Below are 19,367 nucleotides of genomic sequence, written 5' to 3'. Positions count from 1 at the left end.
ACTCTTTTAAATAAAAAAAACAATAAATTTCTTATTGTTTTGCAGTATTGATAATATTAGTTGAAGTTAAAATATTCATTAACAAATCATGTAAACACTGAATAATTTGCACTAATGGAACAACTTTGTTTCGATAATCTGCTGTTTTTTGAGCAATTTCTAATCGTTTTTCTGGGGTTAAACCAAGAACAAACTTATGATAAGCTTGTACTTCCTCAATAATTTTTGTTTTATTAAATTCTGGTAACTTAATTTTTCCCTCATTAAAATCTTTTTCAATTTTATCAATATTTTCTAATTGTGCTTTTAATTTTTCTTCTTCTTGATCAACTGAAAATTCAGTTAAAACAATATCACGCTGTAAGAATAATCCTAATTGGTTTACTAAATTTCAAATTTCTAACGCATCAGTTGCTTGGTTAATATCTTCTAAACATTTATCAAGGGCTGAATCTAAACCTTTAATTTCCTCATCATAAATTTTTGTTAATTCAATAATTTCTACTTTCATCATATCTACGAAAAGTTTATTTAAATCAACTGGACTTGATTCCTTGGCACTAGTCATAAAATCATTTAAAAAACGAGGTAGCGGAATAATTGCATTAAATAATTTACTTACTTCAATTAATGTTGTCACTTTTTTTTGATCAACTTCTTCTGGTTTTTTGTCTTCTAAATATTCAGTCCTAATATCATCAAATAAAGGTTTAATTTCTGTTTTAACAAAATTAAATAAATCTTCAAAATTAGTTTTAAATTTAGCTCCTGCTAAAAATGCCTCAATTTTTTGATTTTTTTCTGCCGTATCCTTTTGATAATCTGCTTCAAAAAGATTAATATATTTTGTTAAATAATTCATCATTCCTTTTTCAACATCTGCTCAGAAATTATTCTGTTGTGTCATAATATCATATCCCTCTATTTCTATAAATTACTATGTACTTCAATTTTACCGTAAAATAAGAATTTATACCATTTTTATTTTATTCAATTTCAACTAGTTTAAATGACACCATTTCTTGAATAATTGGGTCAAATTCTGTTTTTAACTCAGCAATATTATTTCAAATTGGTTTTGTCAAAGGTTTATATTTACTAATAATATTTTCTGTCTCTGCAGTTAGCTTTATTCCCCACTCATTAAAAAATTGTTTTAAATTATAATCAGTTACATATGAAGTTATTCTAAAAAACATTTGTATTTTTTTCTCATCAGTATCAAAACGAAGCATTGATTCAGAATCTTTACCATTATTAATTTGACGATATATTTTATTTAATACTGGATAAAAATTATGACCAAATCCCATTTGCAATTGTCAAAACATTCCTAACCTAATTCAACTACCAATATCACCACTAAGATTATTACTGACTTCAGTTAAATCATGTCACTTATATTGCAATGTCTGATAGGTATGGCCAGTTTCATGCCATAATGGTCATTGATCAGTAATTTGATTGTATACTGTAAAACTAAACGATAAAAAGTTATAATTATATTAACATATTAATTATGAAATACAATAAAAAAGTAAAAAATAGTATAAAACTATTTTTTACTTTTTTTATTTTTATTAATTTATTCATTTTCGTTTGTTTTACTAATATTTTCAATATTGTCTGTTTTATCTTGTTTTTTATTTAAGTTTTGGAATGCTGTTTTTATTTCCTGAATTTCTTTATCATCATTTTTTAATAATTCAGGGTGACAATTTTTATAACTTAATTTAAGATGTTTTCTAACTGTATTAAAATCAAGCACCTCAACTTCAATTTCATCACCAATATCAAAAAAATCTTTAATATCTTTAACAAAATAATCTGAAACTTCACTAATATGGATTAAACCATCAGCCTTTCCTGCTCTACAAAAAGCACCATAGGGAGTAATATTTGTTATTTTTACAATAATTTTGTTATTTTTATCATACATAATATTTTTTTCTCCTTTACTAAACCTAATTATATTATTAAAGTGCTGAAAATAATTTGTTAAACACAAAAATAATTAATAGATTTTATTATTTTTATTATATACATTAACTAATTAATGAACAAATATTTTTTTAAAATATTGCTTTGATGTAAAATTACCTAAACAAGGTCTAATGGTAGCGTTTAATATATTTAAAACATTTTTTAATCTAGTACGAATATTAATCAAAGGTTCATTTGTTCCAAACCATCGCCTTATATCTCTATTTATCCGTTCAACTAATGCTTTTTGTTTTAGTTTACCAGGATCACAAAAATAAACTCTTATTTTAAAAGATTTCTCTATTGATTTTCATTTATAAAATTCTTTTCCTCTATCTGTCAAAATACAACTAAATTTATTACTACCAATTTGTCTGATCATTTTCATTAAAACTATCAACACAATACTTGCTTTTTTAGTAAATAAAATATCATAAAAAACTATTTTAGATTTCCGATTTACTAAAACTAACAAATGAAAATTACCACAATCAATAGTATCCATTCCCCATATTCCACTAAAATTCAAATCATCACCATAATCATTTAAAAATTGTTGATAATCTTTAACATTAATTAACTTCCCACGATTATCATTTTTTTAACCGTTTTTTATTTTTCGCTTTTTATTTTTAAAATACAAATTATCTTTTGATAAATTAAAATAACCTAATCTAATATATTTATATATTGTTTTAAAACACACACCAAATTTTACATTATATTGTAATTCATATGACGTAATAATATTTTGTGGTGAACGACCAAAATTATTATATTCATTAGAAAAATGACTTAATTCTTGTGAATTTAACATTGAATATTTACGACATTGTTTTTTCTTTTTATCGTGTATTTTTTGTGCTTTTGTAGCATTATAATCATTAATATTATCAAACATATTTAATTCTTCTCAAATTACAGAATAAGACCTATTCATTTGCTTAGAAATTTTATTAATATTAATCATTCCATTTTTCTTTTTAAACAAATCATTATCTTTTAATTTTTCTAAATTTACTCTTTCATTAATATCTAATCTTTCATATTTTTTCACACTCTACCTCCTAAAAAATAAAATATGTTATAATACATATAAAGTAATTATAACATTTTAAATAAGGAGATAAATATATGAAAAAATGACTTAGCATTTTAGGAGCAATCGGATTAACAACAACAAGTACAACATCATTAATTAGTTGTCAAAAACCAAATAACAATGAAAACGCGGGGGCGGTAATAAACCAGAACCACCATATAATCCACAACAACCACCAGAAAATAGTAATTGAAAATTAGATAATAATCCAAATTTTATTAATTATAAAGTTGATAATAAATGATATATTGCAATTTTTAAAAATTATACAAAAGATTGATATATTGTTAATTTTTTAAATGATAGTAAAAATGAAAAATTTTAGGTAAATTTTGTTTTGATGATACTTGTCAAAATCTTTATTTATCTAGTCTTAGAGAATTTTTTAAACGGGGTGATGTAAAAACAGTTTATCAATGAGATGAAAATAATGAACCAACAATACTAATAATTGATAAAGATACAGGTAAAATTACCAATTGAAAAGAATAAAAGGAACTACAAAGTTCCTTTTATATTAATCTTACAAATTTCATAAAAATAATTAATAGGAATATATTTGTTATTGTATTGTATAATGCTGGACTAAATTTTCATACTTCAAATGTTTGACTAAAAAAACTATATATTGTTTGAAAAATCTTACCAACACCACTTGCTAATTCATTTACTTGTTTTACACTAGGAATATTATTCACAATTCAAATTGCCGCATTTTTCATATAACACGCTAAATTATATCAACTACAACTTTCATATTGAGCTTGTCATCATTGCCCATCAGGAAATAATCCACCATTGTTTATTTCTTGTCAATTATAAATTCCAAAATTAAAATCATAATAACGATACATATCATTTTCTTTTTGTGCTTGCAATTCAAAAACATTATAACCGATTTTTTGTTCTTCAATTTTCTTATATTTTAAACCATATTTATCTTTTAAAGCACCTTCAAAAATATAACCCTCATTTTGATTAATATTATAATCATTTGCAACTGAAAAATCATAATTAAATACATTACCATAATTTGTATTATAAAATCAATTTTTAAATGTTGAATACAATTTAATATCCAACTGATTATATTTATCTGAAAAATAAAAATAACGAGGATAAATCTTAAAACCATTATTTGCTAATAAACCATACTTTTTATTATATCCTTGTACATAAGTATTATTTTCTAAATCAAAAATCGTTCGTAAATAATCTTTATAAAAATTTTGAGAAACAATAAACATACTATTTAATAATTTTTCAAATTGACTTTTATTAGCATTATTTTCATCAATTAAAACATCTCTAAAATTAATTAATTTTAAACCAAAAAAGTTAATTAAAATAGTATCATATTGTAAATTATCAATATAACCACTTTCAATAAAATTACTACGATTTTGAAACACTGGTACCAATGCATGAGCAAAAAATGCTTTTAAAAATTTATTAATCTCAATTTGACCTTTCATCCATTCAAAAACCTTTTTACCAGTATTAGGTGAATTACCCTGATAATAATTATAAGTTTCAGCACTAAAATTAAAAATATCGTCTTTTTCTTTCATAAAAGAAAATAAAAAACCTAAATCATCAGTATACCGATAATTATTATAATTACTACCATTTCAATATTGTTTAAGATGTGTTAGTTCTAAACTACCTGCAACAATATTATTACTTTTATCAATTGTTAAAATCATCCGATAAATTGATTTTTTAGTTAAAATAGTACCAGTACTAGCTTTATCTAAATTATTAATAATTTCAAAATCAAATATTATTCTTTGACTACCTAAATTTGGATCATCATAGTTTGGATTTCCGCCTTGCTGAACTCTAATATTTTCTTGAATAATAGCATTAATATATTTTAATAAAAAAGAACGGATATTTTGATATTCATTATCAGTTCAAAAAATAACATCACCAGTATTTTTGTTGATTTCTGGCGTATTTGGATTATTAATACCATTTCATTGATAAACTGTTTTTACATCACCCCGTTTAAAAAATTCTCTAAGACTAGATAAATAAAGATTTTGACAAGTATCATCAAAACAAAATTCACCTAAAATTTTATCATTTCTACTATCATTTAAAAAATTAACAATATATCAATCTTTTGTATAATTTTTAAAAATTGCAATATATCATTTATTATCAACTTTATAATTAATAAAATTTGGATTATTATCTAATTTTCAATTTTTAAATTTTAAATTAACTATTTGTAAATTATCAACACCTTTTTCTAATTTATTAATAACTTCAACAGTATTAAAATACTTTGCAAAAGAATAAGAAAAATTAGTTAATTCTTTTAAAAATTGTTTTCTATCAATGTCATAAAATTTATCAATATTATACTGTTTAGCATAATTATCTCAATTTTTATATAAATCCATAAACTCATCACTAGGTTTATCAAATGAAATTCCCGTTGAATAACTATCCTTTAAAAAATCTAAATATCACTTATCATTATAAGTTAATGATTGTGATGTTTTTAAAGTCGGATTAATAAAATAATTTGTTTCTGACCAATTTTCAAAGAAACTACTGCGTAAAAACATTGTATTAATAAAATCAATTTCATTCATTCCCGTTGTTTGTTGATTAACAGTATAATTTTGCTGATTTAATGGTTTAAATGCTGTTAAAGTAATAAAAGGAATAATTAACCCTAAAATCCCTAAAATAGATATCGCAAATAAAGATAATGACTCACGCATTATTTTTTGCCACCTTTTCTTTTTTATTTTCTTTTATTAATTTGATAATTTGATTAAATAGATAACCATAAAAATAATGAATTACTAAAATATATCATAATATATCAAATCATAAACCATAAATTATATAACCATTTATACCAACATATTTCTCTTTTAATTCATCAATAGTTGAAACTGTATCTAATATACATACAAGTGTTAATGAAAAACTTATAATAAGATACAAAATTAAATCAACCCAAGAAATAAATAAACCATTTTTATGTTTCTTTTCATTTTTATTATCCATAAACTTAACTCCTAACTATACAATGTTTTTGAAACAATAAACCCAACAATATATAAACTTGATATTGTTAGCATTAACGGATGACTAAACAAAATTGCCATTTTACCAAATAAAGAAAGTAAAAAAGTGTCTGAATTATATAAATCCATAATAATATTTTTCGCTGATGTTAATTGATTAATAATAACTGTTATAAAACCTGTACCAAAAATAGCGATTGCTGCAACTAATAAAACTAATCTAATCATTATTTATGCACTCTCCTATATCCTTGTTCTCTTGTTTTTGCTTGTTTTGCTAAACTTGATAATTGTTGTTTATTACGATTAATTTTAAACTGTTTACGCTCTTTAATATGTTTTTGCATACCCTGTTTAATATCTGAAACTCCACGAGCAGTCGTAGAATAAATATTTGATACACCCATTTGTACTGTTGAACCTAATTCGTTATATTGTGTTCTTGTGCCGTGAATTGCATAAATCGATAACTTAACAACCATAAAAAAGATAATAAAATAAGCAATTGTTGTATTTGTCATTGGTAATTTAGTATTTCAAATTACATCAAAAATAAAACTAAAAATCTTATCTCAATTACTACTTTCTGATAATAAATTAATCATCTTTACCACTTCCTTTTTCTTTTTTAGGTTTTAAATTCTTTTTTAAAATATCAATATCAAACAATTCTAAACGCTCTTTAACACTCAATTTAGTAATTTCTGACCAATAATATTCTTTATAATTAACTATTTCATCATTTTTTAAATCACGCACAAACTTTAACCATTGACTATCATATTTTTGTGCAAATTCCAACGGAATAATTATTTTAAAAAACCGAATTCCTAACCCAACATCAGATCTATGTTTTGCACGTTTGCCTTCTGCTGTTTGTTCTACTGATTTTGTTTTTCAAATTTCATAATCCATAATATCTTGAAAAATACCAATTCGCATAATAAAGAAACGATTAAAAAAATTAAATCCTTTTTTAGCAATCGGTTTTTTCAATGAAATAGGAATAATAATACCACTTGCTAATTGTCGGATATTATTTCAGATCATACCCTCACGTTGTGCTGTAAACAAAGCACGATTACCAAAATGTCTTGCTAAAACAATTCACGGAATTTTACCACTGTGGACTTTTTTCTCATCGTGAGGACTAGTTCCATCAATATATAAATAACTTTCATCAAATAAAATAACACTATCATCAGGGAGAACTGGTTTTGTTCTATCTGTAAAATCTAAATTTTTAAATGTTAAAACTTTAACTTTATCATCTTCTAACGGATAATTACTATAAATTTTATCTGTTAATAATTTCATAGTTTGTGATAAATAAGTTAAAAGTAAAGTTTTTCCGGTTCCTAATTTACCAATAATAACTGATAACGGATTATCTCAAACAAAACTTACTAACCGAAAAGCATTTAACTGATAAAATATGTTTTTTCAAACTCATCATACAAAACAAACACATTGCAAAGCAAACAATAATCAGAATACTAAACCAGTATAATTTAATGAAATTATTCAAAATAACAAATCAATTTGGATAGGTTACAATAACTTGGACCATATTTATGTAGACTGTAAAAAATAAGCTAAAATTATTAGGAAAGCAGGAATATAAAAATGGCAAAAAACCAGTACACCGATGAATTCAAGAAACAAATCGTAATGTTATATAAAAATGGTAAAAGTAATATTGAAATTGTTAACGAATATAAAATTTCAAAGGCAGTTCTTTATCAATGAGTAAAAAATTTGAGAATTCTGGTTCTTTTAAAGCTAAAGACAATCGCTCTGTTGAAGAAAATGAACTTATTCAGTTGCGAAAAGAAAACAAACAATTACGAATGGAAAATGATATTTTAAAGCAAGCAGCACTGATAATCGGCAAAAAGTAATATTAATTACTAACAATAAAGACAAATATTCAGTGAGGAAAATGTGTCAAATATTAAAAATAGCAAAATCAAAGTATTATTATCAAATTAATAAGATCACTAAAACTGAAATTAATATTTATGAAAATGAAGTTATCAGTGCATTTAAAGAAAGCTATAAAGTTTATGGTGCTAGAAAAATTAAAATTATTTTAGCAAGAAAGAACATTATTTTATCTCGACAAAAAATTAGAAGAATTATGGCAATAAATAATTTAGTATCAAAATATACTAAATTAAAATATCGCAATCATAAATCTCCTGTAAATAATGATCAAATTAGTAATATTCTAAATCGTGAGTTTAGTAATAAAAGACAAAATGAAGTTATTGTGAGCGATTTAACCTATGTTCAAGTTGGTTCAAAATGACATTATATTTGCTTACTAATTGATTTATTTAACCGTGAAGTAATTGGCTATAGCGCTGGAACAAATAAAACTGCTGAACTAGTTCAGCAGGCATTTTATAAAATAACACGACCACTAAATCAAATTAGGTTGTTTCATACAGATCGTGGTAATGAATTTAAAAATAAAATTATTGAAGAAATTTTATTAACATTTAATATTAAAAGATCATTAAGTGCAAAAGGTTGCCCTTACGATAACGCAGTAGCTGAAACAACCTATAAAGCTTTTAAAACTGAATTTATTAATGGTCGAAAATTTAAAAATTTAGAACAATTAAAGTTGGAACTATTTAATTTCATTAATTGATACAACAATATTCGAATTCATGGTAGTTTGAATTACTTAACTCCAGTTGAATTTAGAAATCAGAAGTCTACATAAAAAGTGTCCTAAAAAGTGTTGCCATTCCAATTATATAAACTCATTTAATTTAAACTTTCTAAATCATTAATTAATTCTTGCTCTTTTTCAACACTTCAATTTGTTAAATTATTATTGTTATTATTTGCTTTTACTTTTTTAGGTTCATTTAAAAATAATGCTTTGTGTATACTGTTAAAATAATTTTGTTTATATTGATTATGCAAATTAATCAATTCTGTTCCAGTTAAATATTTTCACACACAACGTTTTAAATTTTCATTATATTTTACAATAAGATAAGAATTATCATAAATCAACCCGATTGATACTTGTTCTGAATGTTTTTCACTAAAATAAATAAATTTATTACTCAATCAAAAACCAATATGGCGATTATGATTAAGTAAATTTATAAAGCTTGCTTTATCTGTTTCAAAAACTATCAACTCTTTACAAATAAAATAATTTTCTACATTTTGATTTTTCTTAACAAAATTACTCAATTTTATCAACTCCTTAATAAACATTGTTTCTAATTAACAATGTTATAAATATTGTTAAAATATTGCTTATCTAGTGTTATATCTAATGTTTAATAATGTTTATATATTGTAATAAACATTATTAAATATATAAAATAATAAAAATTGACACACTAAAAAATACTATTTAATTTATAACTAATAGTTATTAAAATATAAAATTAATAATTTATAATTAAGTCTATATTTTTACACTATATACTGCCTACAAGTTTTTAGAAAAAGAAATATTTTTTACAACATTATTTATATTAAATCCTACTAATAAACAATATAAATGTAACTACTATTGGCGATATAGTCATATTTATTTCAGTTAACATTATCAATAATAACCAAAATAATTAAATTTATTTAAAAATAAATTTGTAGACAGTGTATAGTGCAAAAATAAACAACAAAATTATTTATTCAACTCACATAAAAGCTAGTGTGCCACAGCTAAAATATATGATTAGTTGTAATAAATATTAAAATCCTTTAACCATAATACGGAAAAAGTTTAATATCTTAACAATAACAAAAATACCAAATGGAATTAAAATAATTCATGCATCACCTAAAAAGGTCATTAATTGTGGTAATACAGCATAAACAGCATCTTTAACTTTCATCATTGCTTGTCCTAAACCACTTCAAATAGAACCCATTCCATCTGAAATAGTAGGCTTATCACCAACTGCTAAAAAAATAATTGCTGTTGTTAAATACATCCCTAACATTATTTTTTATCCTCCTTGTTTTCAATTTCTTTTTTATCTTTTTTCTTACCTCGAATTTGGCGAATTTTTTGATAAATTGACAAACCAATTCAAGCAAAAATACCTAATATAATAACAACACTAAATATTGTCGTTAATCAAACTGGCATAATATATCTCCTTTCAATAAATTAAAAAATTGAAATTTGCAAACTCGCTCCGCTCGTTGTAGCTTTGCTCCACTTAAAAAACATTATTGAATAAATTATCCGCTAATAAATTACGCGGAATAATTTATTCTTTTACTTTTTAATTTCAATATCTTTTACAATCTTATTGACAATATTAATAACAATATCTTTACCATACTTTTTCACTAACGACCGCAAAATTAAATATTGCTTTGTTTGCATAATTTTAACCTCCTATAATTAACTTAAAAAAGTTAACTAAATTAATAGTTAACTTTTTATCGGTTGGTATTTACAATTTACAAACCTAAATTAATTCTTTCATTATATGAACTTACAGCAACTACGGTTGGAATACTACTTCCAATTATTGTCATTGTTCCTAATAAACTCAATAATTTTTTCATTATTTTTCCCCACTTTCATCTTAGTTTTATTGATTTAAAATTTAAAAAACTAACATATTGGCGGAGTGTACTCCTTTCAAAGTAAGACTAAATATTTGACATGCAAAAAATTAATCAAAAGATTAATTTTATAATAAAATCTATTATTAGTAATCAACATAACTCTTCATCTCAATTTCTTTTAGATAATTGATATTTTTGTTAAGTTATTTAAAAACATAATGATTTTTTATTAATATGTAATTTAATTTTACCGCAAAATAAAAATTTATATCCTTTTTATTTTATTTAATTCTAATAATTTAAAATGATATCTTTTCTTGAATAATTGGAGCAAATTCTATTTTTGAATTAGCAATATTATTTAAAATTGGCTTTGTCAGTGGTTTTAAAACACCAATAATATTTTTATAATTATTAGTTCTCTTGGTATGTTTTAATTTTTTTGGCGATTAACTAATAAATTGTTTAAATTAATAACAATTGAAACCATAGGGCAATAATTAAACCCAAGACAATCAAATATAAAATATAATACTCTGGTTTCCGAAAATCTTGAAAAAAATATGGAACATAATAGTTTTCCGCAGGAGCACTATAATTTCATAATTTTTCATCAATCGGGGTTAACAATAATACCATTTGTCGTAAAGCAATAAAAATTGTGTAAAAAACAGGATGCAAATAAAACTTGTATAATTTTCGAACATAAAAATCCCGATGATTAATTAGTTTTTTTCAAACTTTAAACAAAAGTAGACAATAAAAATAATTGAACAAAGTCAATGTTGAACAAAAAAAGTTAGCAATGCAGCAAAAACAATATATAGAACGAAAAGATGATTTGTAACAAAATAACAATATTTTTGTCTACTAAAATAAATTAAACCACCTAGTGCAAATAACAAAATTAATAAATCAGTTTGTACACTTCATCAACTAATAAAATATCATGAGTAACTTAACCAATTTAATTGATAATGAAATAGACTATAAAAATAAGTTAAAGTTAAAATAATAACTTCCAAAGTAAAAAGAATACTACAGTAAATTAAATTTTTAATCTGTGCTGTTTTCAACATATTACTCCTTGTGATGATGATATTTATTATACAAAATATTTTTACTAATTTGGTACTTACTTGCAACAAAATCGATTGCTTGTTTAACCCGATAATTTTCTTTTTTAATTAATTGGTCAATCTCATTAATTAATATTTCATCAGGCACAACTCATTCTGGTTCAGAAATAAATCCATCAACAACAATCACATATTCACCAAAAGCAACATTTTCTTCTGTTGTTAAAAATGTTGAAACTTCTTGGCACGAACCACGATATCATTGTTCATAAATTTTGGTAAGTTCCTTCCCTACTGCAATTTGCCGATTACCTAGAACAGTAAAAATTAGTTTTAATGTTTCTAGCAAACGATAAGGCGCTTCATAAAAAATAACTGGATATGGTAATTTGGCAATTTGCTCTAGTTCCTTGGTCTTCTTTGTTCTAGCTTTATCTAAAAATCCAAAAAATAAAAAATGTTTTGGATTAAGACCTGAACTAACAATTGCATTTAAGGCAGCATTTGCCCCACTAATTGGTACAACATCATAAGGATATTCCGCTAAAATTTTATGGACAGCATAATAACCAGGATCACTAATTAAAGGATAGCCCGCATCGCTAATAATCGCAATCGATAAATTAGCGGTTAAATCATTAATCATTTCGGTAAATCGTTCTATTTCATTTTCTTTATTTAATGAAACTAATTTTTTCTTTAAATTAAAATAATTTAACAATTTTAAAGTGTTACGAGTATCTTCACAATAAATTTTTTGCACATTATTTTTAATAACATCAATTGCTCGTGGTGTCATTTCTTGTAAATTGCCAATTGGTGTTGCAATTAAATAAACTTTTGGTTGATTACTTTTAAAACTATATTGTTTAATTTTATTTGCCATTATAAAGACTCATTAGTTTATCAAAACTATCACCCTGCACTAAGTATTGTGACATAATTTGAAAAACTCTTTCTAGTAAATCATTATTAATGATTGTTAACTGATCAGCAGCAAATTTTCCTAGTACTCAATTACTAAGGGGGATTTGGTCATGTTTACCAATTCCTAATTTAATGCGCAAAAAATTTTCACTTCCTAACTTGTGAATTAAATCTTTAATACCATTATGACCTGCACTTGAACCATTCTTTTTTAATTTTAAAACATTAAAGGCGAGATCTTTATCATCATAAATTACAAGAATATCTTCTAACGCCAATTTATAAAATTGTTTAATTAATAAAACTGCATCACCACTTAAATTCATAAAAGTTTGTGGTTGACAAAAAAGAACTTTTTCATTGTTAATTGTTGTTTCTCAAACAAAAGCATTAAAAACATTGCGGGGTTTTGTTAGATTAAACTTAACAACCAATTTATCAATTGCCAAAAACCCAATATTATGTCTTGTATAAGTATATTCACCACCTGGATTACCCAAGCCCACAATTAACTTCATAATTTCGCTCCTCTTTATTTCAGCACTCGTTGATAAATTTTATCAACATTACGTAAAAAATAATTAATATCAAATAACTTGTCTAATTCTGACAATGATAAATATTTTGCAACATCATTTTTGATTAGAACCGTTTTAAAATCAATTTGTTGTTGTTGGGTAAGTAACGTACACTTTTGAATAAAATCATAAATTTCTTCACGCGAATAATTAGTTTCTTTTAAAATTTTTGTTAAAACAACCTGACTAAAATAAAGATTATTTGCTTGTTGTAAATGCTCATTAATTTTGACAGGATTAACAACTAAATCATCAAGAACAGTAATCATCCGTTTTAAAAGATACACAACTAAATGATAGGTGTCTGGAATAATAATCCGTTCATTACTGCTATGTGAAATATCGCGTTCATGCCATAATAAGTTGTTTTCAAAAGTAACATTCATATTGCTACGAACTAAACGAGCTAACCCCGAAATATTTTCCGCACTAATTGGATTTTTTTTATGTGGCATTGATGATGATCCTTTTTGGGTTTTACTAAAGCCTTCTGCAATTTCACTAACCTCTGAACGTTGAAAGTGACGAAACTCCAGAGCCATTTTCTCTAACAAATTAGCAATTTGACCAAAACTAGAAAATAATGCAACATGATAATCCCGTGAAGTAACTTGGGTTGCAATTGGATCAATTTGTAAACCTAACTGTTGAGCAACATATTCTTCTACTGCCACTTCAACATGAGCAAAATTACCAACAGAACCAGAAATTTTTACAACTTCAATTCCTGTTGCTGCTGTGTTAAAACGAATTATGTTTCGTTCTAACTCAGCATATCAAAGTAAAAATTTTAGTCCTAACGAAGTTGGCTCGGCAAACATCCCATGAGTACGACCCATAATTAATTGTTTTTTATATAAAAGGGCTAATGATTTTAAAACTGTTTGCAATTGCTGCAAATATTTTTTAACAACTTCATTTGATGCTTTAATTAAATAATTTTGACTAGTATCAACAACATCAGTTGATGTTAAACCATAATGAATTCATTTCTTTTCTGATCCTAATGTTTCTGACAACATTCGGGTAAAAGCAACAACATCATGTTTTGTTTCAGTTTCTAATTCTAACATTCGTGGTAAATTTACGGTTAAATGTTCTTTAATCTTTTTAATATCAGTCGGTGGAATTAATCCAATTTTAGCTCAACCTTCACAAACTAATAATTCTACTTTTGCTCAAATATTATATTTATTTTCATCATTTCAAATTGCTTCTAATTCTGGAACAGCATAACGATTAATCATTAGAAAATTTCCTCATTCATTAAAATAGTTTGTTCACGATCAGGGCCAACAGAAAATAAACTAATTGGCACCCCAACAATTTCTTCTAATTTCATTAAATATTGTTGAGCATTATGTGGGAGTTCTTCAAATGATGTTACCTTGCTAATATCTTCTTCTCATCCTGGCATTGCAATTAAGATTGGTTGACATACATCATATTCTTTAATTGTGCTTGGAACATAATCAATTTGTTGACCATTATATTCATAACCAATACAAATTTTTAATTCCTTAATTGATGATAAAACATCTAACAACATTATTGCCATACTAGTATAACCACTAATTCGCAATGAATGTTTCATTAAAACACCATCAAACCATCCAATCCGACGAGCACGGCCAGAAACAGTACCATATTCGCGTCCTACTTCTCGAATATATTTTTCTGTTTCTCCAAAAATTTCTGATGGGAACGGACCAGTTCCAACTCGCGTATTATAAGCTTTTACAATTCCAATCACGTTATTAATATAACGCGGTGCAATTCCGACACCAACCGGAATTGAAGCAGCCGTTGGATTAGAAGATGTTACAAAAGGATAAGTTCCGTGGTCTAAATCTAACATCACCCCTTGTGCCCCTTCAAATAAAACTTTTTTATGCGCATGAATTGCATTATCAACTAAAATTGAAGTATCAGTTACTAATCCTTTAATTTGATGAAATAAATCTAAATATTCTTTTCAAATTAATTTTGGATCAAATCCCTCACTATTAAAAACCTTTGTTAAAATTTCATTTTTAAATTTTAAATTATTTTCTAATTTTTGTAAAAATCCTGCTTCATCAAACAAATCGCCCAACCGAATTCCAATTCGTTCTGCTTTGTCTTGATAACAAGGTCCAATTCCTTTTTTAGTTGTTCCAATCGAATCTTTTTGGCGATATTCTTCTTGTAATTCATCAATTTTCATATGATATGGAAAAATTAAATGTGCACGATCACTAATCCGTAGATTACTACAATCAAAGCCATTTTCTTGTAAATAGTTAATCTCACTAACTAATTTTCGTAAGTTAACAACACAACCATTCCCAATCACATTAATTGAATTTTTATTAAAAACACCAGAAGGAACAATACTTAATTTATATTTTGCCCCCTTAATCACAATCGTATGCCCAGCATTATCACCACCCGCTCAGCGCACAATAACATCAGCTTTTTGGGCAAAATAATCGGTAATTTTACCTTTTCCTTCATCACCTCATTGACTACCAACAACAGCTAATGTTCGATAATTTGTACCACTCATAACTCACTTCCAACCTTTCTACCTTTTAATCTTAATATAATTTTTGATGATTTCACAACTTTTTCCACTTATTTAGTTTTAATTACCGCTTGAACAAAACCATTAAATAACGGGTTTGGTTTATTTGGTCGCGAAATAAACTCCGGATGATATTGAGCAGCAATATAAAACGGATGGTCTGGCAATTCAATGACTTCAACCAAGTTCTTTGTTTCATAAAGACCACTAAAAACTAGCCCCGCTTGTTCTAATTGTTGACGATAATCATTATTAAATTCATAACGGTGACGATGACGTTCTAATACTTCATCTTTACCATATAACTGACGAGCCAATGTATTTGGAACCAATCTTGTTTTATAGTTTCCTAATCGCAAAGTTCCACCAATATGTTCTGTTTTGTCTTTACCACGAATCAGATCAATAATAGCGTTGTTGGTTTTAACTAATTCGGAAGAATTTGCATCTTTAATATGACAAACATTACGAGCAAATTCAATCACTGCCGCTTGCATTCCAAAGCAAATTCCTAATAATGGAATTTTATTTTCACGCGCAAACTGACAGGCTAAAATTTTACCCTCAAACCCCCGTTCACCAAAACCACCAGGAACTAAAATTCCTTTTGCATTTTGAAATAATTGTTGATAATTATCAACAGTAACATCTTCGGCTTTAATTCAATCAATTTTAACTTGGACACTGTTTTCATAACCAGCAATGCGTAATGATTCACTAACTGACAGATAAGCATCTGGCAACTCAATATATTTTCCCACTAATTTAATTTTAATTGTTGTTTTTGAATGATCAATTTTTTCCACAAATCGCTTCCACTCCGCAATATCTGTTTTTGTAATGTTTAAATTTAACAATTTACTAATTACTTGTTGGGCATTTTGTTGATACATTTTCATTGGTACTTCATAAATACTTGCCGCATCAGTTGCAACAAGAACATTATTTTTTTCAATATTGCAAAATAAAGCAATCTTTTCAACCAAGCTATCGTCTAATACTTGTTCGGCACGAGCAACAACGATATCAGGTTGAATACCCAATGATAATAATTCTCGTACTGAATGTTGTGTTGGCTTTGTTTTTGATTCCTTTGAAGCCGCAATATACGGTACTAATGAAACATGCATATATATCACATTTTTACGACCCTGTTCCATACGTACTTGTCGAATTGCTTCAATAAAGGGTAACGATTCAATATCACCAACTGTTCCACCAATTTCAGTAATAATAATATCAGCTTTTGATGTTTCTGCTGCATGATATACTTTCTTTTTAATTTCATTAGTAACATGTGGCACAACTTGAACTGTCCCACCATCATATTCACCACGACGTTCTTTTTCAATCACATTTTTATAAATTTGTCCCGAAGTAATATTTGATTCTTTTGTTAAATTCTCATCAATAAAACGTTCATAATGCCCTAAATCTAAATCCGTTTCTGCCCCATCGGCTGTGACAAAAACTTCCCCATGTTGATAAGGACTCATTGTCCCTGGGTCAACATTTAAATATGGATCAAATTTTTGCATAAAAACATTTAATCCACTTGCTTTTAATAAGACACCAATTGAAGAAGCAGTAATTCCCTTCCCAAGGCCACTTACAACTCCTCCCGTTACAAAAATATATTTTGCCATCGTATTTTCATCCTTTCATCCCCAAATAAAAAGAGTTTAGAAATTAACAGGGTTGTCAATTCTAACACTCTTCAATCTTGGTATTAATTATTTTCTTCCATTTCTTTTTCAAGAGCTTTTCAGTCAATTTCTTCTGTAATACCCAATTTAGCTGCTACTGTTTCATCGTCATCATCAACAAAATAATCATTAGAAATTAGGTCATCATCCTCAACCTCAATTTCAACAAAATTATCCTCTTCATTGTCGTCTTCATCTAAAGTATCATCAAAATCAAGAGTGTCAATTAATGTTTCCTCATCTTCGTCCTCTTCCTCTTCATCTAAATCAATATCTTCAAATTCTTCTGTTGTTTCAAATTGATCAGTATAATCATATTGTTTTTTAATATCATCATACTTTAAAAATTCACGTAACCCTCACATACCTTCGCTTGTTAAGACAAAACAGTTATCTAAAACTAAATCAGTATATAATTCCGCAATAACGTCTTCCTTACTTGTTCCGTGTACTGTTACATCACTTTGTGAAGCAATCTCATTTCAAATATTTTCAAAAGTATCACTTCCGCCTTTTTTCTTTAAACATGAATACACTAACTCTAATAATTCTACACTATCGTTCATTCATTTAAACCTTTCTTACTAACTACTTTCATATTTTTCACCAATTGAAAACCAAATTGTTGTTGCAGTTTCTTTGTTATTATTTTTAAATGCCAAAACTTCTGATACTTCCATAATGCATTTTACACCAGCAGGAGTATCAATATAAATTGGTTTTGTATTACTATCATATAATGTAACTGGTTTCAGGTTATATTCAACCATAAAATAATTATAATGGTTTTTATATTTTTTTATCAAATTATTTTTAATTTCTTCCAAATTTCTTTTATTTGAGTTGATTTTTCGTAAAAATTCTCGATTTGTTAACATTTTAATTAACGTAACTAATATTTCGTCATTTTCATACTCTAACATTTTTAAATAAGTAAATAAAGTGTAATCATCCAGTAAGCAATATTCCTCTGCCTTCATCATTTTGCCATTAAATAATGGACTTAATAATGCCACAATTTCTTTATTTTTAAAAGCATAGTTTTCGTGGTACAAATCACATAAACGTTTAAACATCATTTTAAAAGTTAAATCAAAACCAATACTTAATGGATGTAAATAAATTTGTTTATACATATGATAACGACCAATTAGAAAGGATTCAATTGCATATTGAACTTTTAATGGAAAAATAATTTTTTTATCTTTGATAAACAAATGGCGAATGATTCATTGTGTGTCAACATGACTATAACCAACACCGCTTGTTTGACCATCTCGTAATAAGTAATCCATCCGGTCAGCATCTAGTTGTGATGAAACTAATGATGATAAAACACTATCATGATGTTTTCCTTCAATAATCATACATAATTCATTAATTTCATCAGGACTAAATTCTTCGGTTAAAATCTTATTAATGTTTGTGGTTGGACTTTTAATTAACAATGTTGAATAACTTTCATGACTAATATTACTATTTGTAACTTTATTAATCATTTCAAAAGTGTGTGAAAAAGGACCATGCCCAATATCATGTAACAATCCTGCTAATTTAACCAATAATTGTTCATGTTTGCTATACATTTCTTGAAAACTTGGTGTTTCCAACATTTTACTAACCAAATGATAAACTCCAATACAATGTGAAAAACGCGTATGAAACGCACTTGGAAAAACATATTGTCCCCCCGCCAACTGACTGATTCGGCGTAAACGCTGAAATTCTGGGGTATTAATTAATTTAACAGCAATTTCTTCAGTAACTTCAATATCACCATGAACACTATCCCGAATTGTTAAGGGTAATTTCATTG

Annotated in this window: 22 protein-coding genes and 2 pseudogenes; 2 read left to right on the top strand and 22 right to left on the bottom strand. The window is 26.0% G+C overall.

Annotation, left to right across the window (positions count from 1 at the left end; all coding sequences use genetic code 4):
* Window positions 1–31 precede the first annotated feature (31 nt).
* From ACOBWH_RS01670 to ACOBWH_RS01650, 5 genes are all read right to left on the bottom strand, one after another.
* Complete coding sequence (locus ACOBWH_RS01670) at window positions 32–907, bottom strand: hypothetical protein (RefSeq protein ID WP_424526798.1); 876 nt, start codon at window positions 905–907, stop codon at window positions 32–34.
* 79 nt (window positions 908–986) lie between these two features.
* A complete protein-coding gene (locus ACOBWH_RS01665) occupies window positions 987–1,409 on the bottom strand; it encodes a M60 family metallopeptidase (RefSeq protein ID WP_424526797.1) in 423 nt (140 codons plus the stop codon).
* 176 nt (window positions 1,410–1,585) lie between these two features.
* Complete coding sequence (locus ACOBWH_RS01660) at window positions 1,586–1,939, bottom strand: S1 RNA-binding domain-containing protein (RefSeq protein ID WP_424526796.1); 354 nt, start codon at window positions 1,937–1,939, stop codon at window positions 1,586–1,588.
* 114 nt (window positions 1,940–2,053) lie between these two features.
* Window positions 2,054–2,488 carry a transposase gene (locus ACOBWH_RS01655; protein WP_424526795.1) on the bottom strand — a complete coding sequence of 145 codons (435 nt, stop codon included), beginning with the start codon at window positions 2,486–2,488 and terminating at the stop codon, window positions 2,054–2,056.
* A gap of 96 nt (window positions 2,489–2,584) precedes the next feature.
* A complete protein-coding gene (locus ACOBWH_RS01650) occupies window positions 2,585–3,040 on the bottom strand; it encodes a hypothetical protein (RefSeq protein WP_424526794.1) in 456 nt (151 codons plus the stop codon).
* A 77-nt stretch (window positions 3,041–3,117) separates the two neighbouring features.
* Here ACOBWH_RS01650 and ACOBWH_RS01645 point away from each other — a divergent pair, with 77 nt between their 5' ends.
* Window positions 3,118–3,285, top strand: coding sequence for a lipoprotein (locus ACOBWH_RS01645; protein ID WP_424526793.1), 168 nt, complete (start codon window positions 3,118–3,120; stop codon window positions 3,283–3,285).
* Window positions 3,286–3,597: 312 nt separating this feature from the next.
* Here the strand turns inward: ACOBWH_RS01645 and ACOBWH_RS01640 are convergent, their stop codons facing one another.
* From ACOBWH_RS01640 to ACOBWH_RS01620, 5 genes and pseudogenes are all read right to left on the bottom strand, one after another.
* Window positions 3,598–5,823, bottom strand: coding sequence for a spiroplasma phage ORF1-like family protein (locus ACOBWH_RS01640; RefSeq protein WP_424526792.1), 2,226 nt, complete (start codon window positions 5,821–5,823; stop codon window positions 3,598–3,600).
* Window positions 5,738–6,115 (bottom strand): hypothetical protein, encoded by a 378-nt coding sequence (locus tag ACOBWH_RS01635; RefSeq protein ID WP_424526791.1) that lies wholly within the window; start codon window positions 6,113–6,115, stop codon window positions 5,738–5,740. Before ACOBWH_RS01635 ends, ACOBWH_RS01640 begins: the two co-directional genes overlap by 86 nt.
* 11 nt (window positions 6,116–6,126) lie before the next feature.
* Window positions 6,127–6,363, bottom strand: coding sequence for a hypothetical protein (locus ACOBWH_RS01630; RefSeq protein ID WP_004027616.1), 237 nt, complete (start codon window positions 6,361–6,363; stop codon window positions 6,127–6,129).
* Window positions 6,363–6,740: a hypothetical protein gene (locus ACOBWH_RS01625; RefSeq protein ID WP_424526790.1), complete on the bottom strand. Its 378-nt coding sequence runs from the start codon at window positions 6,738–6,740 to the stop codon at window positions 6,363–6,365. Before ACOBWH_RS01625 ends, ACOBWH_RS01630 begins: the two co-directional genes overlap by 1 nt.
* Window positions 6,733–7,677: pseudogene (locus ACOBWH_RS01620) on the bottom strand (hypothetical protein); the annotation flags it as partial. The pseudogene ACOBWH_RS01620 and the gene ACOBWH_RS01625, both read right to left, overlap by 8 nt.
* Before the next feature lie 84 nt (window positions 7,678–7,761).
* Here ACOBWH_RS01620 and ACOBWH_RS01615 point away from each other — a divergent pair.
* Window positions 7,762–8,869 (top strand): annotated as a pseudogene (locus ACOBWH_RS01615) (IS3 family transposase).
* Between the two features lie 44 nt (window positions 8,870–8,913).
* Here the strand turns inward: ACOBWH_RS01615 and ACOBWH_RS01610 are convergent.
* From ACOBWH_RS01610 to ACOBWH_RS01555, 12 genes are all read right to left on the bottom strand, one after another.
* Window positions 8,914–9,354, bottom strand: coding sequence for a DUF3627 domain-containing protein (locus ACOBWH_RS01610; protein ID WP_424526789.1), 441 nt, complete (start codon window positions 9,352–9,354; stop codon window positions 8,914–8,916).
* 509 nt (window positions 9,355–9,863) lie between these two features.
* Window positions 9,864–10,115: a hypothetical protein gene (locus ACOBWH_RS01605; RefSeq protein WP_424526788.1), complete on the bottom strand. Its 252-nt coding sequence runs from the start codon at window positions 10,113–10,115 to the stop codon at window positions 9,864–9,866.
* On the bottom strand, window positions 10,115–10,264 hold the full coding sequence (locus tag ACOBWH_RS01600; RefSeq protein WP_004027793.1) for a hypothetical protein: 150 nt from the start codon (window positions 10,262–10,264) through the stop codon (window positions 10,115–10,117). The genes ACOBWH_RS01605 and ACOBWH_RS01600 overlap by 1 nt, the downstream gene beginning before the upstream one ends.
* Window positions 10,265–10,584: 320 nt before the next feature.
* Window positions 10,585–10,692: a lipoprotein gene (locus tag ACOBWH_RS01595; protein WP_424526787.1), complete on the bottom strand. Its 108-nt coding sequence runs from the start codon at window positions 10,690–10,692 to the stop codon at window positions 10,585–10,587.
* Window positions 10,693–11,160: 468 nt separating this feature from the next.
* Window positions 11,161–11,445 carry a hypothetical protein gene (locus ACOBWH_RS01590; protein ID WP_424526786.1) on the bottom strand — a complete coding sequence of 95 codons (285 nt, stop codon included), beginning with the start codon at window positions 11,443–11,445 and terminating at the stop codon, window positions 11,161–11,163.
* A gap of 330 nt (window positions 11,446–11,775) precedes the next feature.
* Entirely contained in the window at window positions 11,776–12,660 is an 885-nt protein-coding gene (gene rsmI, locus ACOBWH_RS01585) for a 16S rRNA (cytidine(1402)-2'-O)-methyltransferase (protein ID WP_424526785.1), read from the bottom strand.
* Entirely contained in the window at window positions 12,650–13,219 is a 570-nt protein-coding gene (pth, locus tag ACOBWH_RS01580; RefSeq protein ID WP_424526784.1) for an aminoacyl-tRNA hydrolase, read from the bottom strand. The genes rsmI and pth overlap by 11 nt, the downstream gene beginning before the upstream one ends.
* 14 nt (window positions 13,220–13,233) lie before the next feature.
* Window positions 13,234–14,526 (bottom strand): adenylosuccinate lyase, encoded by a 1,293-nt coding sequence (purB, locus tag ACOBWH_RS01575; protein WP_424526783.1) that lies wholly within the window; start codon window positions 14,524–14,526, stop codon window positions 13,234–13,236.
* A complete protein-coding gene (locus tag ACOBWH_RS01570; protein WP_424526782.1) occupies window positions 14,526–15,827 on the bottom strand; it encodes an adenylosuccinate synthase in 1,302 nt (433 codons plus the stop codon). Before ACOBWH_RS01570 ends, purB begins: the two co-directional genes overlap by 1 nt.
* A 68-nt stretch (window positions 15,828–15,895) precedes the next feature.
* Entirely contained in the window at window positions 15,896–17,491 is a 1,596-nt protein-coding gene (locus ACOBWH_RS01565; RefSeq protein WP_424526781.1) for a CTP synthase, read from the bottom strand.
* A gap of 83 nt (window positions 17,492–17,574) precedes the next feature.
* Window positions 17,575–18,117: a DNA-directed RNA polymerase subunit delta gene (gene rpoE, locus ACOBWH_RS01560; protein ID WP_424526780.1), complete on the bottom strand. Its 543-nt coding sequence runs from the start codon at window positions 18,115–18,117 to the stop codon at window positions 17,575–17,577.
* An 18-nt stretch (window positions 18,118–18,135) separates the two neighbouring features.
* Complete coding sequence (locus ACOBWH_RS01555) at window positions 18,136–19,365, bottom strand: HD domain-containing protein (protein WP_424526779.1); 1,230 nt, start codon at window positions 19,363–19,365, stop codon at window positions 18,136–18,138.
* Window positions 19,366–19,367 lie beyond the last annotated feature (2 nt).

The organism is Spiroplasma endosymbiont of Glossina fuscipes fuscipes (assembly GCF_049669535.1).
Classification (GTDB): domain Bacteria; phylum Bacillota_I; class Bacilli_A; order Mycoplasmatales; family Mycoplasmataceae; genus Spiroplasma.
This window is presented reverse-complemented; position numbering and strand designations above follow the sequence as displayed.